At 43.5% G+C, this 17,573-nt stretch carries 13 protein-coding genes and 1 other annotated feature (1 of these 14 cut by a window edge); of the genes, 3 read left to right on the top strand and 10 right to left on the bottom strand.

Features of this window, described 5'->3' with window-relative positions; translation table 11 throughout:
* Window position 1 precedes the first annotated feature (1 nt).
* The 9 genes from pyrF to D4T97_RS09265 form a co-directional block, all read right to left on the bottom strand.
* The gene (gene pyrF, locus D4T97_RS09305) at window positions 2-724 is read right to left on the bottom strand and encodes an orotidine-5'-phosphate decarboxylase (RefSeq protein WP_126049926.1); all 723 of its coding nucleotides are present in this window, start codon (window positions 722-724) and stop codon (window positions 2-4) included.
* On the bottom strand, window positions 724-3,924 hold the full coding sequence (carB, locus tag D4T97_RS09300; protein WP_126049923.1) for a carbamoyl-phosphate synthase large subunit: 3,201 nt from the start codon (window positions 3,922-3,924) through the stop codon (window positions 724-726). The genes pyrF and carB overlap by 1 nt, the downstream gene beginning before the upstream one ends.
* Window positions 3,908-5,008: a carbamoyl phosphate synthase small subunit gene (locus tag D4T97_RS09295; RefSeq protein ID WP_126049921.1), complete on the bottom strand. Its 1,101-nt coding sequence runs from the start codon at window positions 5,006-5,008 to the stop codon at window positions 3,908-3,910. Before D4T97_RS09295 ends, carB begins: the two co-directional genes overlap by 17 nt.
* Window positions 5,008-6,294: a dihydroorotase gene (locus D4T97_RS09290; RefSeq protein WP_126049919.1), complete on the bottom strand. Its 1,287-nt coding sequence runs from the start codon at window positions 6,292-6,294 to the stop codon at window positions 5,008-5,010. The genes D4T97_RS09295 and D4T97_RS09290 overlap by 1 nt, the downstream gene beginning before the upstream one ends.
* Window positions 6,295-6,309: 15 nt before the next feature.
* Window positions 6,310-7,194 carry an aspartate carbamoyltransferase catalytic subunit gene (locus tag D4T97_RS09285; protein WP_126049917.1) on the bottom strand — a complete coding sequence of 295 codons (885 nt, stop codon included), beginning with the start codon at window positions 7,192-7,194 and terminating at the stop codon, window positions 6,310-6,312.
* 170 nt (window positions 7,195-7,364) lie between these two features.
* Window positions 7,365-7,928 (bottom strand): bifunctional pyr operon transcriptional regulator/uracil phosphoribosyltransferase PyrR, encoded by a 564-nt coding sequence (gene pyrR, locus D4T97_RS09280; protein WP_126049915.1) that lies wholly within the window; start codon window positions 7,926-7,928, stop codon window positions 7,365-7,367.
* A gap of 193 nt (window positions 7,929-8,121) precedes the next feature.
* Window positions 8,122-9,033 (bottom strand): RluA family pseudouridine synthase, encoded by a 912-nt coding sequence (locus D4T97_RS09275; RefSeq protein WP_126049913.1) that lies wholly within the window; start codon window positions 9,031-9,033, stop codon window positions 8,122-8,124.
* Window positions 9,020-9,541 carry a signal peptidase II gene (gene lspA, locus D4T97_RS09270; RefSeq protein WP_206435553.1) on the bottom strand — a complete coding sequence of 174 codons (522 nt, stop codon included), beginning with the start codon at window positions 9,539-9,541 and terminating at the stop codon, window positions 9,020-9,022. The genes D4T97_RS09275 and lspA overlap by 14 nt, the downstream gene beginning before the upstream one ends.
* A gap of 154 nt (window positions 9,542-9,695) precedes the next feature.
* Window positions 9,696-10,634, bottom strand: a complete 939-nt coding sequence (locus tag D4T97_RS09265) for a MerR family transcriptional regulator (protein ID WP_126049909.1) — start codon at window positions 10,632-10,634, stop codon at window positions 9,696-9,698.
* Between the two features lie 586 nt (window positions 10,635-11,220).
* Here D4T97_RS09265 and D4T97_RS09260 point away from each other — a divergent pair.
* The 3 genes from D4T97_RS09260 to D4T97_RS09250 are packed head-to-tail and all read left to right on the top strand — an operon-like array spanning window position 11,221 to window position 14,437.
* Entirely contained in the window at window positions 11,221-12,288 is a 1,068-nt protein-coding gene (locus D4T97_RS09260) for an ABC transporter permease (RefSeq protein ID WP_126049907.1), read from the top strand.
* A 2-nt stretch (window positions 12,289-12,290) separates the two neighbouring features.
* The gene (locus D4T97_RS09255) at window positions 12,291-13,010 is read left to right on the top strand and encodes an ABC transporter ATP-binding protein (protein ID WP_126049905.1); all 720 of its coding nucleotides are present in this window, start codon (window positions 12,291-12,293) and stop codon (window positions 13,008-13,010) included.
* The gene (locus D4T97_RS09250; protein ID WP_126049903.1) at window positions 13,007-14,437 is read left to right on the top strand and encodes a cryptochrome/photolyase family protein; all 1,431 of its coding nucleotides are present in this window, start codon (window positions 13,007-13,009) and stop codon (window positions 14,435-14,437) included. The genes D4T97_RS09255 and D4T97_RS09250 overlap by 4 nt, the downstream gene beginning before the upstream one ends.
* A gap of 100 nt (window positions 14,438-14,537) precedes the next feature.
* Here D4T97_RS09250 and ileS read toward each other — a convergent pair whose 3' ends face one another.
* Window positions 14,538-17,309 carry an isoleucine--tRNA ligase gene (ileS, locus tag D4T97_RS09245; protein WP_126049901.1) on the bottom strand — a complete coding sequence of 924 codons (2,772 nt, stop codon included), beginning with the start codon at window positions 17,307-17,309 and terminating at the stop codon, window positions 14,538-14,540.
* A 59-nt stretch (window positions 17,310-17,368) separates the two neighbouring features.
* Window positions 17,369-17,573: a binding site (T-box leader), on the bottom strand (it continues 27 nt past the right edge of the window).

The following is a 17,573-nucleotide window of genomic DNA, read 5'->3' as shown; positions in this document are numbered from 1 at the left end:
ATTACCTCTCCCATTCTGTCAACACTTTTCCATAAGATAAAACCGGATCTTCTGCTTGTGTCACAGGACGTCCGATCACAATCATCGATGATCCCATATCGCGTGCATCCGAAGGGGTGACAATCCGTTTTTGATCATTGCTATTGTTCCCCGCCATCCTGATTCCAGGTGTTACCCGCAAAAAGCCCGAGCCAGCATTTTTTTCAATAGCAGCTGCTTCAAAGGCAGAGCAAACCACCCCATCAAGGCCTGAGTCCCTGGCAAGCATTGCATAATGAAGCACGGATTTATCTATTGAACAATTAATTAATTGTTCACGCTGCATCTGTTCTTCACTTGTACTTGTCAGCTGCGTAACTGCAATTAAAGCGGGGCGGGTCTGGCCCGCCTTTGTCCCTTCTTCCAATCCATGAATAGCTGCTTTCATCATTTCCGATCCTCCGGCAGCATGGACATTCACCATATCAACTGAAAGTCCGGCGAGCACTTTCATTGCCCGATGAACAGTGTTTGGAATGTCATGGAGCTTTAAATCAAGAAAGATCATGTGCCCATTGTCTTTCAAAGCTTTTATAAATTCAGCCCCTGCCTGATAATAGAGCTCCATTCCAACCTTTACAAAAAGCTGTTGTCCATCAAAGTTGTTCAAAAATTGCTCGGCTTCTCCCCCATTGGGGAAATCAAGAGCAATAATCGGCAGATTTTTAAAAGTTCCGTTAACCATTACTGAACCGCCTTTTTTCCGGATGGCATAGCTTCTGCAGATAGGACCATCGATTCAAGGACATCAAGTATTGCCTTGGCCGTATCCAATGAAGTCAGGCATGGGATACCATTTTCCACGGACTCTCTCCGAATTCGGAAGCCATCTCGGCGCGGCTGTTTCCCCCTTGTCAGTGTATTGATGACAAGCTGTGCATCACCTTGCCTGATTGTGTCAAGCAGATTGTGTCCAGAAGCGCCAATTTTATCGACCGTTTGGACTTTGATGCCTGAATCAGTAATGGACTTAGCAGTACCGCTTGTCGCGATTATCTGATAACCGATGGCTGAAAATCTCTCTGCCAGCTTAGCTGCCTCATCCTTGTCTTTATCTGCAACAGTGATCAAGACCGTACCATGTGTCTTAATCTCAATTCCCGAAGCCACAAGACCTTTATACAACGCTTTTTCCATCGTGCTGTCTTTACCCATGACTTCACCTGTTGATTTCATTTCTGGGCCAAGACTAATATCCACCCTGCGAAGCTTTGCGAAAGAGAAGACCGGAGCTTTTACATAAACACCGCTCATTTCTTTAGTTAACCCAGTCTCATAGCCAAGATCCGTCAGTTTTTCGCCTAAAATCACTTTCGTAGCGAGATTTGCCATTGGAATTCGTGTAATCTTGCTCAAGAACGGTACAGTCCTGCTCGACCGCGGGTTTACTTCGATAACATATAATTCATCATTTGAAATGACATATTGGATGTTTAAAAGTCCGATAATGTCAAGCCCCTTGGCAAGACGGATTGTTGCGTCTTCAATTTTTTTAATCATCTCAGCGCTGATATTTTGCGGAGGATACACTGCAATGGAGTCCCCAGAGTGGACGCCTGCTCTTTCAATATGCTCCATTATGCCGGGAATTACCACATTTTCCCCGTCGGAGATCGCATCAACTTCCACTTCTTTTCCTGTTAAGTAGCGATCGACAAGTACCGGATGTTCAGGATTGATTTTTACGGCATTTTCCATGTAATGGAGGAGCTCTTTCTCTTCATAGACTATTTCCATCGCTCGCCCGCCAAGCACATATGATGGACGCACCAAAACGGGGTAACCGATGTCTGATGCTATCTCTACCGCTTCCTCCACAGAGAGAGCCGTTCTTCCTTTTGGCATTGGGATATTCAGCTCAGTGAGTGCCTGTTCGAATTTATCCCTGTCTTCAGCCCTGTCAAGACTTTCTAGCGAGGTACCAAGAATTTTTACTCCACGTTCAGAAAGATCGGAAGCCAGGTTGATGGCTGTTTGTCCGCCAAATTGTACAACTACGCCTTCCGGCTGCTCCAAATCTATGATATGCATGACATCCTCGATTGTCAGCGGCTCAAAATAAAGCTTGTCTGAAATGCTGAAATCAGTCGATACAGTTTCCGGGTTATTGTTAATGATAATAGCTTCATAGCCTGCTTGCTGGATTGCCCAAACGCTGTGTACCGTCGCATAGTCGAACTCGATGCCCTGTCCAATTCGGATTGGTCCAGATCCAAGTACAATGACACTTTTCTTCTCGGTGCGTGATGATTCATTTTCCTCTTCGTAGCTTCCGTAAAAATATGGCGTTTCTGATTCGAATTCACCTGCACATGTATCAACTTTTTTGTAGACCGGAACCATGTCATTTTCTTTACGCCATTCGTAAATATCCCTCTCACTGCTTTGCCATAATTTAGCAAGAGTTGCATCGGCAAACCCTCTTCTTTTGGCCTCTAATCCAAGGTCGGCACTGAAAGGCTCATTTTTCAATTTCTTTTCAAGCTCAATGATTTTATTCAGTTTATGGAGGAAAAACAAATTTATTTCGCTCCACTCATGGATGGTTTCCATCGAAATTCCTCTTCTAAGTGCTTCTGCAACAATAAAGAGGCGTTCATCGGTTGCATTTTCGATTTCGGCCTTAAGCTCGGATTCTTCCATACTTTTTGCTTCTTCATTCTCCAAGTGATATAAACTGATTTCCAGCGAACGCACTGCCTTTAACAAAGATTCCTCAAAGCTCCGTCCGATCGCCATGACTTCTCCAGTAGCTTTCATTTGCGTACCCAAAGTTCTGTTCGCTGATTCAAATTTGTCAAACGGCCATCTCGGAATTTTTGTAACAATATAGTCAATAACCGGTTCGAAGCAAGCATATGTTTTTCCTGTCACCGGGTTCATCAATTCATCCAATGTGTAGCCAGCAGCAATCTTTGCGGCAAGTTTGGCAATCGGGAAGCCCGTCGCTTTAGAAGCCAATGCAGAGGAACGGCTTACCCGTGGATTCACCTCAATGATGTAGTATTGGAAACTGTCAGGATCAAGTGCAAGTTGCACGTTGCACCCTCCCTCGATTCCAAGAGCGCGGATCAATTTCAAGGATGTATTCCTCAACAATTGGATCTCTCTGTCACTTAACGTTTGACAAGGAGCAACCACGATGGAATCACCGGTATGAATACCGACAGGATCCACATTTTCCATATGACAAACAACAATCGCATTGTCATTTGCATCTCTCATCACTTCATATTCAATTTCCTTATAGCCGGCGATGCTTTTTTCAATCAAACATTGATTGACGGGGCTGTTCTTCAAGCCACTGGATACAATGGAAATCAGTTCTTCGTGTGTTGTACATATTCCTCCACCGGTTCCACCCAACGTATACGCAGGTCGCACGATGACAGGTAGGCCAATTTCAGCAACAAAGCTTTGCGCTTCTTCCAAAGTATGGACGATTGCACTTTCAGGAACTGGCTCATTCAGTTCATTCATGAGGCTTCTGAACTGATCCCTGTCCTCCGCCTGTTCAATAGCCGATAGCTTTGTCCCAAGGATTTCGACGTTGCACTCCTCAAGAACACCAGCTTTGGCCAGTTGCATGGCGATATTCAATCCAGTCTGTCCGCCGAGCGTAGGCAGGATTGCATCCGGTCTTTCTTTTCTGATGATTCGGCTGACAAATTCAAGCGTCAAGGGTTCAATATAAACAGCATCCGCAATTTCTGAATCTGTCATGATTGTCGCGGGATTTGAATTGATTAGGATGACCCTGTATCCCTCTTCTTTCAAAGCCAGGCAAGCCTGGGTACCGGCGTAGTCGAATTCAGCCGCCTGTCCAATTACTATCGGGCCTGACCCGACAACTAAAATGCTTTCGATATCAGTTCTTTTTGGCATGGTCATCCGCCTTTCTTTTATTTACATCCATTAATTTAAGGAATTGATCAAACAAATACTTGGCATCTTCCGATCCTGGGGCTGCTTCCGGCTCAAATTGGACTGAAAAAGCAGAGTGCTCCTTATGAGCCAGACCCTCATTGGACCCGTCATTCAATTGTACATGCGTAATAGACAATTTGCTTTCATCTACCGAATCTGTAACAACTTCATATCCATGGTTTTGAGAAGTAAAAATCACTCTTCCTGTTTCGATGTCCTTCACGGGATAGCTGCCTCCCCGATGGCCGGTAAACATCTTTTGCGTCTTACAATCATTGGCAAGGGCAAATAATTGATGGCCAAGTCCGATGCCGAACAGAGGAACCTTCCCTTGAATTGAACGAATCGTTTCAACAGCTTCGGGAACGTCTTCCGGGTTACCTGGGCCGTTAGATAAAATCAATCCATCAGGCTGCAATGAAAGAATTTCTTTCGCCGATGTATTATATGGAACGACAGTAACATCGCACCCTCTTTTTGTCAGCTCGCGTAAAATCCCGTGTTTCAGACCGAAATCCATGACGATGACACTGCTGCCGCGGCCTGGAGCCGGAAAAGGTTTGACTGTTGATACTTGCTTCACCTGATCTGCCAGGCTTTCAATTGCATGAAGGCGAGACAAATGCGTTTCAATGCTTTCACCAAACCCGCAGATAACTCCCTTCATTGTCCCTTTGGTCCTTATCAATCGAATCAATTTTCTAGTATCAATGCCGGTGATGCCGGGAATATCCTTCGCTTTTAAAAACTCGCCAAAAGACATATTGCTCCGCCAGTTAGAGGGAAAATCCGCCGCTTCTTTCACGATGACACCTTTGATGACAGGGTCGATGCTTTCAAAATCATCGCGGTTTATTCCATAGTTTCCAATTTGCGGAAAACCAAATGCGATAATTTGCCCGTAATTAGACGGGTCCGAAATAATCTCCTGGTAACCTGTCATGCTTGTATTAAAAATGATTTCTCCTGTTGTTTCTTTTTCACTTCCGATTGCTTCGCCGACAAATATTGTTCCATCTTCTAGAATGAGCTGGCGTTTCATCAAAAATCACGTCCTTCCGACCATCTTAGTTCTCCATTTACAAAAGTGGCAGTTGGCCAGCCTTTACATGACCATCCGCTGAATGGAGTGTTCTTTCCTTTAGATAAAAACTGAGCCGGATCGATTCTCTGTTCCTTTTCCAAATCGATCAGGGTAATATCAGCAGGTTTTCCTATATTTAATGTTCCACAGCTCAATTTAAAGGTTTCGGAAGGTGCTGCTGTCATCCAATCAACCAACTGCTTTAAGGAACATTGGCCCTTTTCAACAAAATACGTATATAGCAGCGGAAAGGCTGTTTCTAGTCCGACAATCCCAAACGGGGCTTTTGTCACGTGCTTGGATTTATCCTCTGCTGTGTGAGGAGCATGATCAGTTGCAATGAAATCGATGGTTCCGTCAAGCAGTCCCTCAATCAGTGCTTTACGATCTTCTCTTCCACGGAGCGGCGGATTCATTTTGAAGTTTGTATCGTTCACATCTGTAATATCCTCATCGCATAACAGCAGATGATGAGGGCTCACTTCCGCAGTCACTTTAATACCCGCCCGTTTGGCATCCCTGACAGTTCTCACTGACTCTTTTGTACTGATATGGCATACATGATAATGGCAGTTTGCTGCCTCTGCGAGCAGCACATCCCTTGCGATATGAACTGATTCACAAATGGAAGGGATCCCTGGAACACCAGCTTTTCTTGAAATTTCCCCGTCGTGAAGGGCTCCGCCGTAAATAAGCGAGTTGTCTTCACAGTGTGCGACGATAGCCATATCCAGTTCCGCTGCCTGCTGCATCGCTTCATACATTTTTGCTGCAGTCTGTACGCCGACACCATCATCTGTAAAGGCGAATGCGCCGGCTTCCTTCAAGGCTTTGAAGTCCACAAGTTCCTCACCCTGCAGACCAGTCGTAATGGCCGCGTATGGAAGAACCTTCACTTTACCTGTCTCTTCAATGCGGTTCACAAGCCATTCCATCTGATCCTTATTATCCGGAACCGGCTTTGTGTTTGGCATAGATGCCACAGTTGTAAATCCGCCTCTTGCTGCAGCCATCGTTCCCGTCTCTATCGTTTCCCTTGTTTCTCCGCCCGGCTCACGAAGGTGAATATGCAGATCTACTAAGCCAGGTGTAACAAGAAGCCCTGTCGCATCATATTCTTCCTCGCCTTTATTCTCAAGATTATTGCCGACTTCTTCAATGACACCATTTTTAACTCGTATGTCCATTTCTTTCATTTCACCATTATCTTGCAGCAATTTACCATTTTTGATCAGCCAGTTCATTCATGATTCCCCCTTTTATTTTTCAAGAAGATGCTTTAATACAGCCATTCTGGCATATACGCCATTTTCCATTTGCTTAAAGATCCTTGATTTCCCGCTATCTACCAGACTGTCGGCAATTTCAACGCCTCTGTTCACCGGTCCGGGATGCATGATAATGCCTGAAGGCTTCATTTTGTTTTCCCTCTCGACTGTCAGTCCATACCTTTCATGATAATGTTCTGCGGAATGGTCCATAGTACTGTCATGTCGTTCATGCTGGATTCTCAAGAGCATGAGCACATCTGAAAAGCTTATAGCTTCGTCTATATCCACATAATACTCCGAGTTTGCAGCATCTCCTTCAAACCATTCAGGGGGTCCCGAGTAATAAACTTCCGCCCCAAGAGTAGTCAAAGCTTCCGTGTTCGACCTCGCCACCCGGCTGTGGCTTAAATCGCCGACAATTGTCACTTTCAACCCTTCGAATTTCCCGAATTCCTGCTTTATTGTAAGCAAATCCAAAAGTGATTGGGTCGGATGCTGCCCACAGCCATCACCGCCATTAATTATTCTCATATTAAATTTGCCTGCCAGGTCTTCATAAAATGCATCCTGCTTATGACGGATGACAGCAAGATCCACACCGATGGATTCGAGAGTTCTCAACGTGTCCTCCATTGTTTCCCCTTTTAATATGCTTGATGCTCCTGCTTCAAAGGGAATGACTTCTATTCCAAGTTTGCGCTCGGCCATCTCGAAGCTGGTTTTTGTTCTCGTGCTTGGTTCAAAAAACAGGTTGACGGCAAAAGTCTGTTCTTCAGGAGTCCAGCATTCTCCCTTGGCAAACGATTCAGCGGTTTTCAAGAGTTTATATATCTCCTCTGTAGTCAAATCCTTCATTGAAAATAGATTTTTCATGGCCGTTCACCATTCTTTCTTTAATTTAATTCTGGCACAGAGTTTTTCAAATAAGAAACCCTCTTCGCCAGTCATCGGCAAAGAGGGTTTGCAAAACGAAGCCGGGCGTAGTGCGCCAGCTTCTTTAAAACCTCCCTTTGCCAGTCTCACAGGACTGAATTAAAAGGGTATTATTCTTTTTCATAAATTCCTACCTGGTCTTGGTCATCGGTCTCAACAAGTTGAACGACTATCCGTTCAAGACTTGAAGTCGGAAGATTTTTTCCGATGAAATCTGCACGGATTGGCAGTTCGCGATGCCCCCTATCAACCAGCACGGCCAGTTGAATTTGTGATGGACGGCCAATGTCGACCAAAGCATCCATGGCAGCTCTCACGGTCCTGCCTGTATATAACACATCATCAACTAATATCACTTTTTTATTTTTAATATCTACTGGAAGATTTGACCCCTTCACTTCAGGTTCAGTACTATCCGTTTTAATAGTCAAGTCATCCCTGTATAGTGTGATATCCACTTCTCCCACAGGTATATTCTCGCCTTCTATACGCTTAATCCGATCGGCCAGCCTCTGCGCAAGATAAATGCCCCGTGTTTTTATACCAACGAGCACACAGTTTTCAATTCCTTTATTACGTTCAATTATTTCATGAGCAATTCTTGTCAATGCCCTTTGTATCGCCTTTTCATCAAGAACAATCGCCTTTGGACTCACAATTTTCACCCCTGTCATTGTGTCAACAATAATACGTCAATATCCATAAAAAAAGCCCTCCCGCGGCACAGCAGGAGGGTACAAAATGGTAAAAACAGATTGAGAAGCATAAACTTTCAATGCGACTCTGACCGTACCTTCCCGGCCTCACGGGACCGAATTTAAGGTTCATATTCAACTATTACCAATATAGACTTCATCTCGAAAGTTGTCAACGGTTTTGTCTAAGTTTATTTAACAATAGATTGAAATCATCCGGAAGTGGAGCGCTGAATTCCTTGTATTCACCCGTTCGTGGATGGATGAATCCAAGAATCCCTGCATGCAATACCTGCCCATCAGTTGACAAAGTATTACGCGGGCCATATTTTGGATCCCCCACAAGCGGATGCCCGATATATTTCATATGTACCCTGATTTGGTGGGTTCTTCCGGTTTCCAGTACACACTCCACAAATGAATACGGCTCAAGCCTTTCCAATACAGTAAAATGGGTGACTGCCTGTTTGCCCTTTTCATTGATTGCCATACTTTGGCGTTCAATCGGATCTCTTCCAATCGGAGCATCAATCGTACCATGGTCATGAGGAATCACTCCATGCACGAGTGCAAAGTATTTTCGGGTTACAGTTTTATCCACCAGCTGTTGGACAAGCTTTTCATGGGCAACATCATTTTTAGCCACCATTAATAGCCCGGAAGTATCCTTATCTATTCTGTGGACGATTCCCGGACGCATGACGCCGTTTATTCCGGAAAGATCCTTGCAATGGGCCATCAAACCATTTACTAATGTTCCTGACGGGTGACCTGGTGCAGGGTGAACGACCATGCCCTTCGGTTTATTAACAACCAAAACATCCTGATCCTCATAATAAATATCAAGATTCATTTCTTCCGGTTCCACATCAAGAGGCTCAGGTTCCGGAATCTCTATAACAATAAGATCATCCTTGCTGCATTTATAATTTGCCTTTACCGATTCGCCGTTTACCGAAATTTGACCGTCCTTGATCCATTGCTGTACCTGCGAGCGCGACCAATCTTGACCTAGACCGGCCACCAGTTTATCAATCCGCTCCCCGCTTTCCTCTTCCTTTATCTGATATTCAACTCTTTCCATGCGCTTTCACCTTTTCTGTACGTTCTTCCTTGAAAATTTGTATAAAAAGAAGAATGACACCAATCGTCAATGCTGAATCTGCAATATTAAAAATGGGGAAGTTATATCCGAAAATATATGTATCCAAAAAATCGACAACTTCTTTTCTAAACAGCCGATCAATGAAATTACCGATAGCGCCACCTAAAATAAAAGCCAGGCTAACTTGAAACAAAGGCTTGCCTTTAGCTTGTGTCTGCATGTAATAGATGATACCTGCAACAACGATAAGTGTAATAATATAAAACAGCCACATTTGGCCTGCCAAAATTCCCCAGGCTGCACCGGTATTCCGGTGGGACGTGAGGTAAAAAAAGTTATCGATGATTTTAATACTCTCTCCGATCTCCATATTCCGGACGATCATCCATTTCGTAATTTGGTCAAGCACGATGACAAACAGTGCAATCAAATAATACCACACGTGTAAACCCCCGAATCTTAAAAGTCTTCTTTTGAATTCTAGCATAAAAGAGGAAAATAAAGTAGTTATTATCATGCCGAACTTCCCTATTCATCGTTAAGGGGGTGATCCATTTAATTGGATAGTGGCAGGAATGAAAAAAGCAGCATCTTCATATTTGCGAGTTGCTGCTTTCTTTTGTCTAAATATAGTTGCCAGATCAATTTGATATGAAAGTCGGCTTATGTGCTGTCAACTCAAAAACTTCATCAAGCGACCTTACAAGGTGTATAGACGTTGTTTTCTTATTCTCTAAATAGCGGCTCGCCCCTTCGCCGCCAATATAGAATTCAATCGAAGGCTTGGATGCAGCGAAATTCTCCATGGTTGAAAAAAGGGATGGATCATGATCAAAAGGTGCTGTTGTTGTTGCTGACAGAAGGACGATGTCTGGCATTATCCTGTCGACTAGAGACTGAATTGATTGTGGTGCCGGAGAAGCACCAATCAATTGAGTTTTCCAGCCCTTGATCATGGCTTGCAGCAAAAGGAGATGAAGCGGTATTTCATGCTGCTCATTGGGCAGGCAAGCACCAAGAGCAAACGGTGACTCGGGATTTTGCCAATAATTTCTGCGGATTTGAACGAGATAGTCACGGAAAATTAAACTGGATACCGCCTCTTGATATTCATCCCACTCTCCTCTCTCCCATTTATCTCCAACCTCTTTTAAAAAAGGTATTGCAATGGATGATATGAACTGTTCAAGCCCTAACTTCCCATAAGCCTGCTGTAAGGTGAACTGTAAACCAATCTCACTGCAACGCGCCCCCTTTTCCAGCAAATCTAAAACAAATTCATTTAATGGTTCATACATCTTCTTGTCAGGTATCTCATTCACTAGCTGCCCATTCTGTTCAAACAGGGCTTTTACAATTTCGCTTGCTTGTTTAATGGGTTGACCTTGCTCGGTGAGCTTTTTGGCTTTCAACAATTTATTTATATCGGTCTGGCTATAAACGCGATAGCCGTTCTCTAAACGTTTCGGCTCAATTAATCCGTAGCGTTCTTCCCATTTCCGTATAACTTGTCTGGAAAGGCCAGTCATATCTGCTACCTGTTTTATGTAATAAAGTCCCCTTTGACCTACTTGTACCATATGTTTTCACTCCCTGACTGACGAGTTCACTAGCAAAAAACAATTGTGTAAAAAGAGCTTAACCTGAGTCAATAGATGTTACATGAAACACTATACAAACATTGAACAAAAAAGGTAAAGCTGTATCATCACAGTCGCTGACCAATAAAAACTTTCCCTAATTATCCCCGAAATTACATTTTGTAAAAAAGATTTACCCAAGCCGCAAACATTTGACAGGTCCTGCCCAAGCATGACACTTTTCCCGACTTTTTTAACTTGGAAGGCATTTCATAAATACATGAAATGTGATATCCGTTTGCATCAGGTCTACACTACAACGATAGGCTGCAATATATCCCCGAAAAAATCATATAATCCTGCAACGGCATCTTCAGTGAAAACAACAATTGCATTTTTTTCTCTGCATCAATTTGCGAAAGATAACTTGGAATGCACTTGTTCCGGTTCAATTTGTCATTTTCTTCAGTATATAATAATATGATTACCTTGTATAACGATTAATCGAATTACATTATACAAACATTTTACAACGAAGCGACACTCTGCCATAATAATTACAAAATAAAAAGCAAGGAGGGATTCTATGTTTTTGGCCTGGAATGAAATTAAAAAGAATAAATTACGCTTCGCACTAATTACCGGAGTATTGATGTTAGTCGCCTACCTCGTTTTCTTCCTATCCGGACTTGCAACAGGCTTACAAAGCCTTAACCGGGAATCGGTCGATAAATGGGATGCCACTGCCATTTTTTTGACGGAAGACTCCGATCAAAGCCTTTATCAGTCATCCATGGACACTGAGGATATTGGAGCACTCAACGCTAAAGAAACGGCTGTCCTTGGGCAAATTAGTGCCATCGCGGGCAATGGGAATACGAAACAGAATGTATCTATTTTTGGAATTCGGCCAGATGAATTTTTAATGCCTGAAGTCACGGAAGGCAAGCCATTTAAACAACAAAACGAAGTGATCGCAAGTGATACTTTAAAAGATGCGGGTTTTGTTATTGGAGATGAATTGTCGATTTCCTCCTCCGAGGAAAAACTGGTGATTACAGGTTTTACAGATAATGCCCGATTTAATGCTTCACCTGTCCTTTATGGGGCCATTGAAACTTACCAACGGATTAAATATGGCGATGCTGCCGAACAAAATAAAGATCAAATCAACGCTTTGGTTGTGAAAGATCCTAATATCGAATCCTTAAAAGCACCCAAAGGGTATGAGTGGGTTGAAATCGAGACATTCATTAGCAATTTACCAGGCTACACGGAGCAAAATCTTACACTCACATTCATGATTTATTTCTTATTTGTCATATCATCTGTTATTGTTGCAATTTTCCTTTATGTTCTGACTGTCCAGAAAATTAGCATGTTTGGCGTAATGAAGGCACAAGGTATCTCTAACCTATATCTTTCTCGATCAGTCGTAGCACAGACTTTTCTCCTTGCCTTTATCGGAACCTTTATTGGTTTTTGTTTGACGACATTATCCGGTTCCTTTTTGCCGGCGGCAGTCCCAGTTTCTTTTGATTTGGGCCTCATGCTTGTTTATGGCTTGGTGCTTATTGCGGTTGCAGTTGCAGGCGCTGTATTCTCTGTCTGGACTATTGTTAGAATCGACCCATTAAAAGCGATAGGAGGATAACGATGACCGTCTTGAAATTAATTGGGGTAAAAAAATCTTTTGGCACAGGCCATAAGAAAGTGGACGCTTTAAAAGAGCTCAATTTTACAGCTGACCGTGGAAAACTCATTGCAATCATTGGGCCCTCCGGTTCTGGAAAAAGTACATTTTTGACCGTTGTAGGCGGACTTTTGACACCAAATGCCGGAAAAGTGATCATTAATGGAGAAAACATTACAGAAATGAGCGAAAGGCAACGCTCAAATATTCGTTTGAAAGAAATTGGATTTATATTGCAGGCATCGAACCTGATTCCCTTTTTAACCGTTGCAGATCAATTAAAGCTTTTGGATAAAGTGAAAAAAGGCAACATGTCAAAAGCTGATTTGGAAAGACTGTTTATAGACTTGGGAATTGAAGAGCTTCGTAACAAATACCCGTCTGATTTATCTGGCGGGGAAAGGCAGCGTGTAGCGATTGCCAAAGCATTATACAGTAATCCAACAATAATCTTAGCGGATGAACCCACTGCTTCCCTCGATTCAAATCGTGCATTTGAGGTAATGGAGTTGCTGAGCAGCGTAACAAAAAATAAAAATACAACATCCATTGTGGTTACACATGATACTCGACTGACTCGCTATTTTGATAAAGTATACCGGATGACAGACGGGGTCCTCGAAGACGTGACAGAGCAAATGGGAGAAAATACTTCATTGGAACATAAGCTGGCAGCACAATGATCAAAACAATTGTGTTATTTCACAGGGATCTCCGGCTGCACGACAATCCGGCGCTCACAGCCGCTGCCCAACGAGGAATAGTGATTCCGGTTTTTATTTGGTCTCCAAACGAAGGAGCCTTTGGAGATGAAGGAAGCGCCTCAAGCTGGTGGCTTTCTCAAAGTTTACATGCCCTCCGGCAACGCTTGGACGGACACGGTCTGAAACTCATCGTCCGCATGGGTCAACGTTCGACTGTAATTAGAACATTGCTGCATGAAACTGATGCAACTGCCGTTTATATGAATGGATGCTATGAACCAGATTGCAGGAATACAGATGACAATTGGGTCGAAACATTCATTAAAAAAGGGATTGAGGTAAAGCAGTTTTCCGCTTCACTGCTAATATCCGCTACCAAGCTGTTAAATGTTCAAGGCAAGCCATACAAAGTTTATACTGCTTTTTTAAAAAAGTTTCATACAAGTTCTGTTCCCCGGCCCTTACCTGTACCAAAAGAGCTGCATGGGTTGAATGAAGATATTCACACTGAGACCATTGACAATCTTCCTTTGCTCTCTTCTAATACTTGGCATTTAAAATTGCACAACCACTGGGAACCCGGTGAGACAGTAGCGATTAAGAGATGGAATGAATTTTTGAAAACCTCTTTGATAGAATATAAGGATGGCAGAGACTTTCCAGGAGATGAAGCTGTTTCGAAGCTATCTCCGCATATCGCTTTTGGGGAAATCAGTGTGCGCGGAATATGGCACGCGATCGAGCGTAATCGAGTATTTTCGGAAAATCCAAAGCTCCATTCCTCCATGGATGCCTTTCAAAAGCAACTTGTCTGGCGCGATTTTTCCTATCACCAGCTTTTTCATTTTCCTTCAATCCGGACAAAGCCGATCCGACAGCCATTTGAACATTTCCCTTGGCACACGGATGCAGCTTCCCTCACAAATTGGATGCACGGGCAAACGGGCTATCCGATTGTAGATGCTGGAATGCGGCAGTTATGGGAAACGGGATGGGTGCATAACCGGGTTCGAATGATTGTCGCCTCGTTTTTAACCAAACATTTATTAATCGCTTGGCAAGAGGGAGAAAGATGGTTTTCAAATACACTTGTTGATTTTGATATGGCGAATAATGCCATGGGGTGGCAATGGTCGGCAGGAAGCGGGAATGATGCAGCACCATATTTTCGTATTTTCAATCCGATCTTGCAAGGGAAAAAATTCGATAAAAATGGTGAATATGTCCGAAAGTGGATTCCTGAATTGCGCTTATTGCCTAGTGCTTATATCCATGAGCCGTGGACCGCTCCAAAGCATATACTCGATGCTGCCCAGGTCCAACTGGGCGAAAATTACCCTTTTCCTCTTGTGGACCATTCAGTTGCCCGTCAACGGGCCCTTGAAGCTTATCAGCAGATAAAATGAGTGTTTCGGTATAATCTATATTGAAGCAAAAAGACGGCTCCTGATCATTTCGAGCAGGAGCCGTCTTTCTTATGAGTAACAGGGTGTTGGCATGCAGAGCTTACGATTTGCTTTCTTGCACTTGCTCCACGACAGAAGCACAACGCGGACAAATGGTCGGGTGTCCTTCGACATCTCCAACTTCAGGAGTTACAACCCAGCATCGTTCACATGTTTCGCCTTCTGCTTTTTCAATGACGACAGCTGCCTTCTCAAGCTTCAATGCATGGTCCGGCGCTTCATCATATGATCCAGCCACTTTAAACCCAGATACAATGAACAGTTGCTTAAGGCTCTCTGAAATGCTCTCGAGCAGATCCTTGACGTCGTCATTTACATACAGGCTCACTTTAGCAGTCAGTGATTTCCCAATCACTTTTTCATTTCTTGCTTCTTCCAACGCTTTTAGAACATCATCCCTGACAAGAAGGAATTCTTTCCATTTGTTTTCAAGTTCAGCTCCGTTTGCAATTTCCTCCACTGTCGGCATATCAGTCAACTGCACACTTTCTTCCTGAACTCCAGGGATGTGTGTCCAAACCTCGTCTGCTGTATGCGGCAATATCGGTGACAATAATTTTGCCAGAGCCACTACGCATTTGTACATGACAGTCTGCATGGCTCTTCGTTCAAAGTTGTTTTCCGCTTCAATATAGAGAACGTCTTTTGCAAAATCCATATAAAAGGAACTAAGATCAACTGTACAAAAATTGTTGACTGCGTGGTAAATATCAGCAAACTCGAAATCCTCGTAAGATTCAAGTGCCTCTTTAACCAAGTTGTTTAGCCTGATCAATAAGAATTGATCCACTTCTCTTAGATTCTCAAAAGAAATTGCATTTTCTTCAGGATTAAAATCAGCCAAGTTCCCGAGCAAGAAACGGAATGTGTTTCTGATTTTACGATAAACCTCGCTTACCTGTTTCAAGATCGGGTCGGAAATCCTTACGTCTGATTGATAATCGACTGATGCCACCCACAGGCGGAGGATTTCAGCCCCAAACTGGTTGGTCACTTTTGATGGAACAATTACATTCCCAAGGGATTTACTCATTTTGTGCCCTTCTCCGTCAAGGACAAACCCGTGACTTAATACTCCTGTATATGGAGCCTTACCAGTAACAGCCACAGATGTTGTTAAAGATGAGTTGAACCATCCGCGGTATTGATCTGAACCTTCCAAATACAGATCGGCAGGACGTCTTAAATCATCTCTTTCCACTAACACTCCCTGATGCGAAGATCCAGAATCGAACCATACGTCCATGATGTCCGTTTCCTTCGTAAATGTTCCGTTCGGGCTCCCTGGATGAGTAAAACCTTCAGGCAATAGTTCTGAAGCCTCTTTTTCAAACCAGATATTGGAGCCTTGTTCACGGAAAAGATCAGAAACGTGAGAAATCGTTTCATCTGTAATAATTTCCTCACCGTTTTCCGCATAAAATACCGGAATCGGTACACCCCATACTCTTTGGCGGGAAATGCACCAGTCTCCGCGGTCTCTGACCATATTATAAAGTCTGGTTTCTCCCCATTTAGGTACCCATTTCACATCTTTGATAGACTCAAGAAGTTCCTCCCTGAAATCTTTGATGGATGCGAACCATTGGGAAGTCGCTCGGAAAATGACCGGTTTTTTTGTCCGCCAGTCGTGCGGATAGGAGTGAGTGATAAACTCCAGCTTCAACAAAGCACCTGTTTCCTCAAGCTTTTCCGTAATCGGTTTATTAGCTGCATCATAAAACAGACCTTCGAATCCAGGAGCTTCCTCTGTCATATGGCCTTTATCGTCAACAGGACAAAGTACATCTAGGCCATATTTTTGGCCGATATTGAAGTCATCTTCCCCATGTCCAGGTGCTGTATGGACGCATCCAGTACCTGATTCCATCGTTACATGCTCCCCAAGAATAACTACAGAATCCCTGTCATAGAATGGATGCTTTGTAACAACGTGCTCAAGCTCAGAGCCTTTGACTGTTTTTACCACCTTGGCATCAGGCCATTCGAGCACATCTTTCAGAGTTGAAACAAGCTCTTCTGCTGCAACATATTTTTTACCGTCTTGTTCAATCACAGCGTAGGTTAGTTCAGGATGGACAGCAATAGCGAGATTTGCCGGAATCGTCCATGGTGTAGTCGTCCAGATGATGATGCTGCTGCCATCTTCCAAAACTCCATTTCCATCAGTCACTGTAAAAGATACATAAATGGATGGTGAGCGCTTATCCTTATATTCGATTTCCGCCTCAGCAAGGGCCGATTCACTGGAAGGTGACCAATAAACAGGTTTCTTCCCTTTGTAGATATAGCCTTTTTTAGCCATCTCACCGAACACTTTAATTTGTTCAGCTTCATATGCAGGCTTTAGTGTAATGTACGGATTCTCCCAATCTCCCCTGATTCCGAGACGTTTGAATTCCGTTCTCTGATTGTCAATTTGCTCATATGCATATTGTGTACATTTCTCCCTGAATTCAGCTACAGACATCTCCTTGCGCTTTACTCCTTTATTTGTCAGCGCCTGTTCGATCGGAAGTCCGTGCGTATCCCATCCAGGAACATATGGAGCACAAAAGCCTGCCATAGATTTATAGCGGACGATAAAATCCTTCAAGGTTTTATTCAGGGCATGCCCCATATGAAGGTCGCCATTGGCATACGGCGGTCCGTCGTGCAGAACATAAAGCGGCCTTCCTTGAGTTCGCTCCTGAACCTTTTGATAAATATTTTCCTCTTCCCATTTCGCTTGCATTTCCGGCTCTCTTTTCGGCAGATTTCCGCGCATCGGAAAATCAGTTTTCGGCATGAGCAGTGTATCCTTGTAATCCAATTCTTTTTCCTCCTTATATCCATATATCATTTTTTACAAACAAAAAACTTCCCGCCCCAAAAAGGGACGAGAAGGATTTTTTCCCGCGGTACCACCCAAATAGACAATACATCGTGTAATTGTCCGCTCATAAATCCGTATCGTGGATGGAACGCTCTCTTCTACTTGCAACGCTTTCGAATCAAGTACTCAAGGGTGATTTTCCAATCTCTTCTATTACCAGGCTCCCACCGTCCCCGGTTCGCTTTTCAATAGGAATTGAGA

Origin of the sequence: Siminovitchia acidinfaciens (assembly GCF_003605385.1) — a bacterium.
In the GTDB taxonomy this organism is placed as follows: domain Bacteria; phylum Bacillota; class Bacilli; order Bacillales; family Bacillaceae_C; genus Siminovitchia; species Siminovitchia acidinfaciens.
The sequence above is the reverse complement of the archived record's forward strand: the minus strand, read 5'-3'. Positions and strand labels throughout refer to the sequence as shown.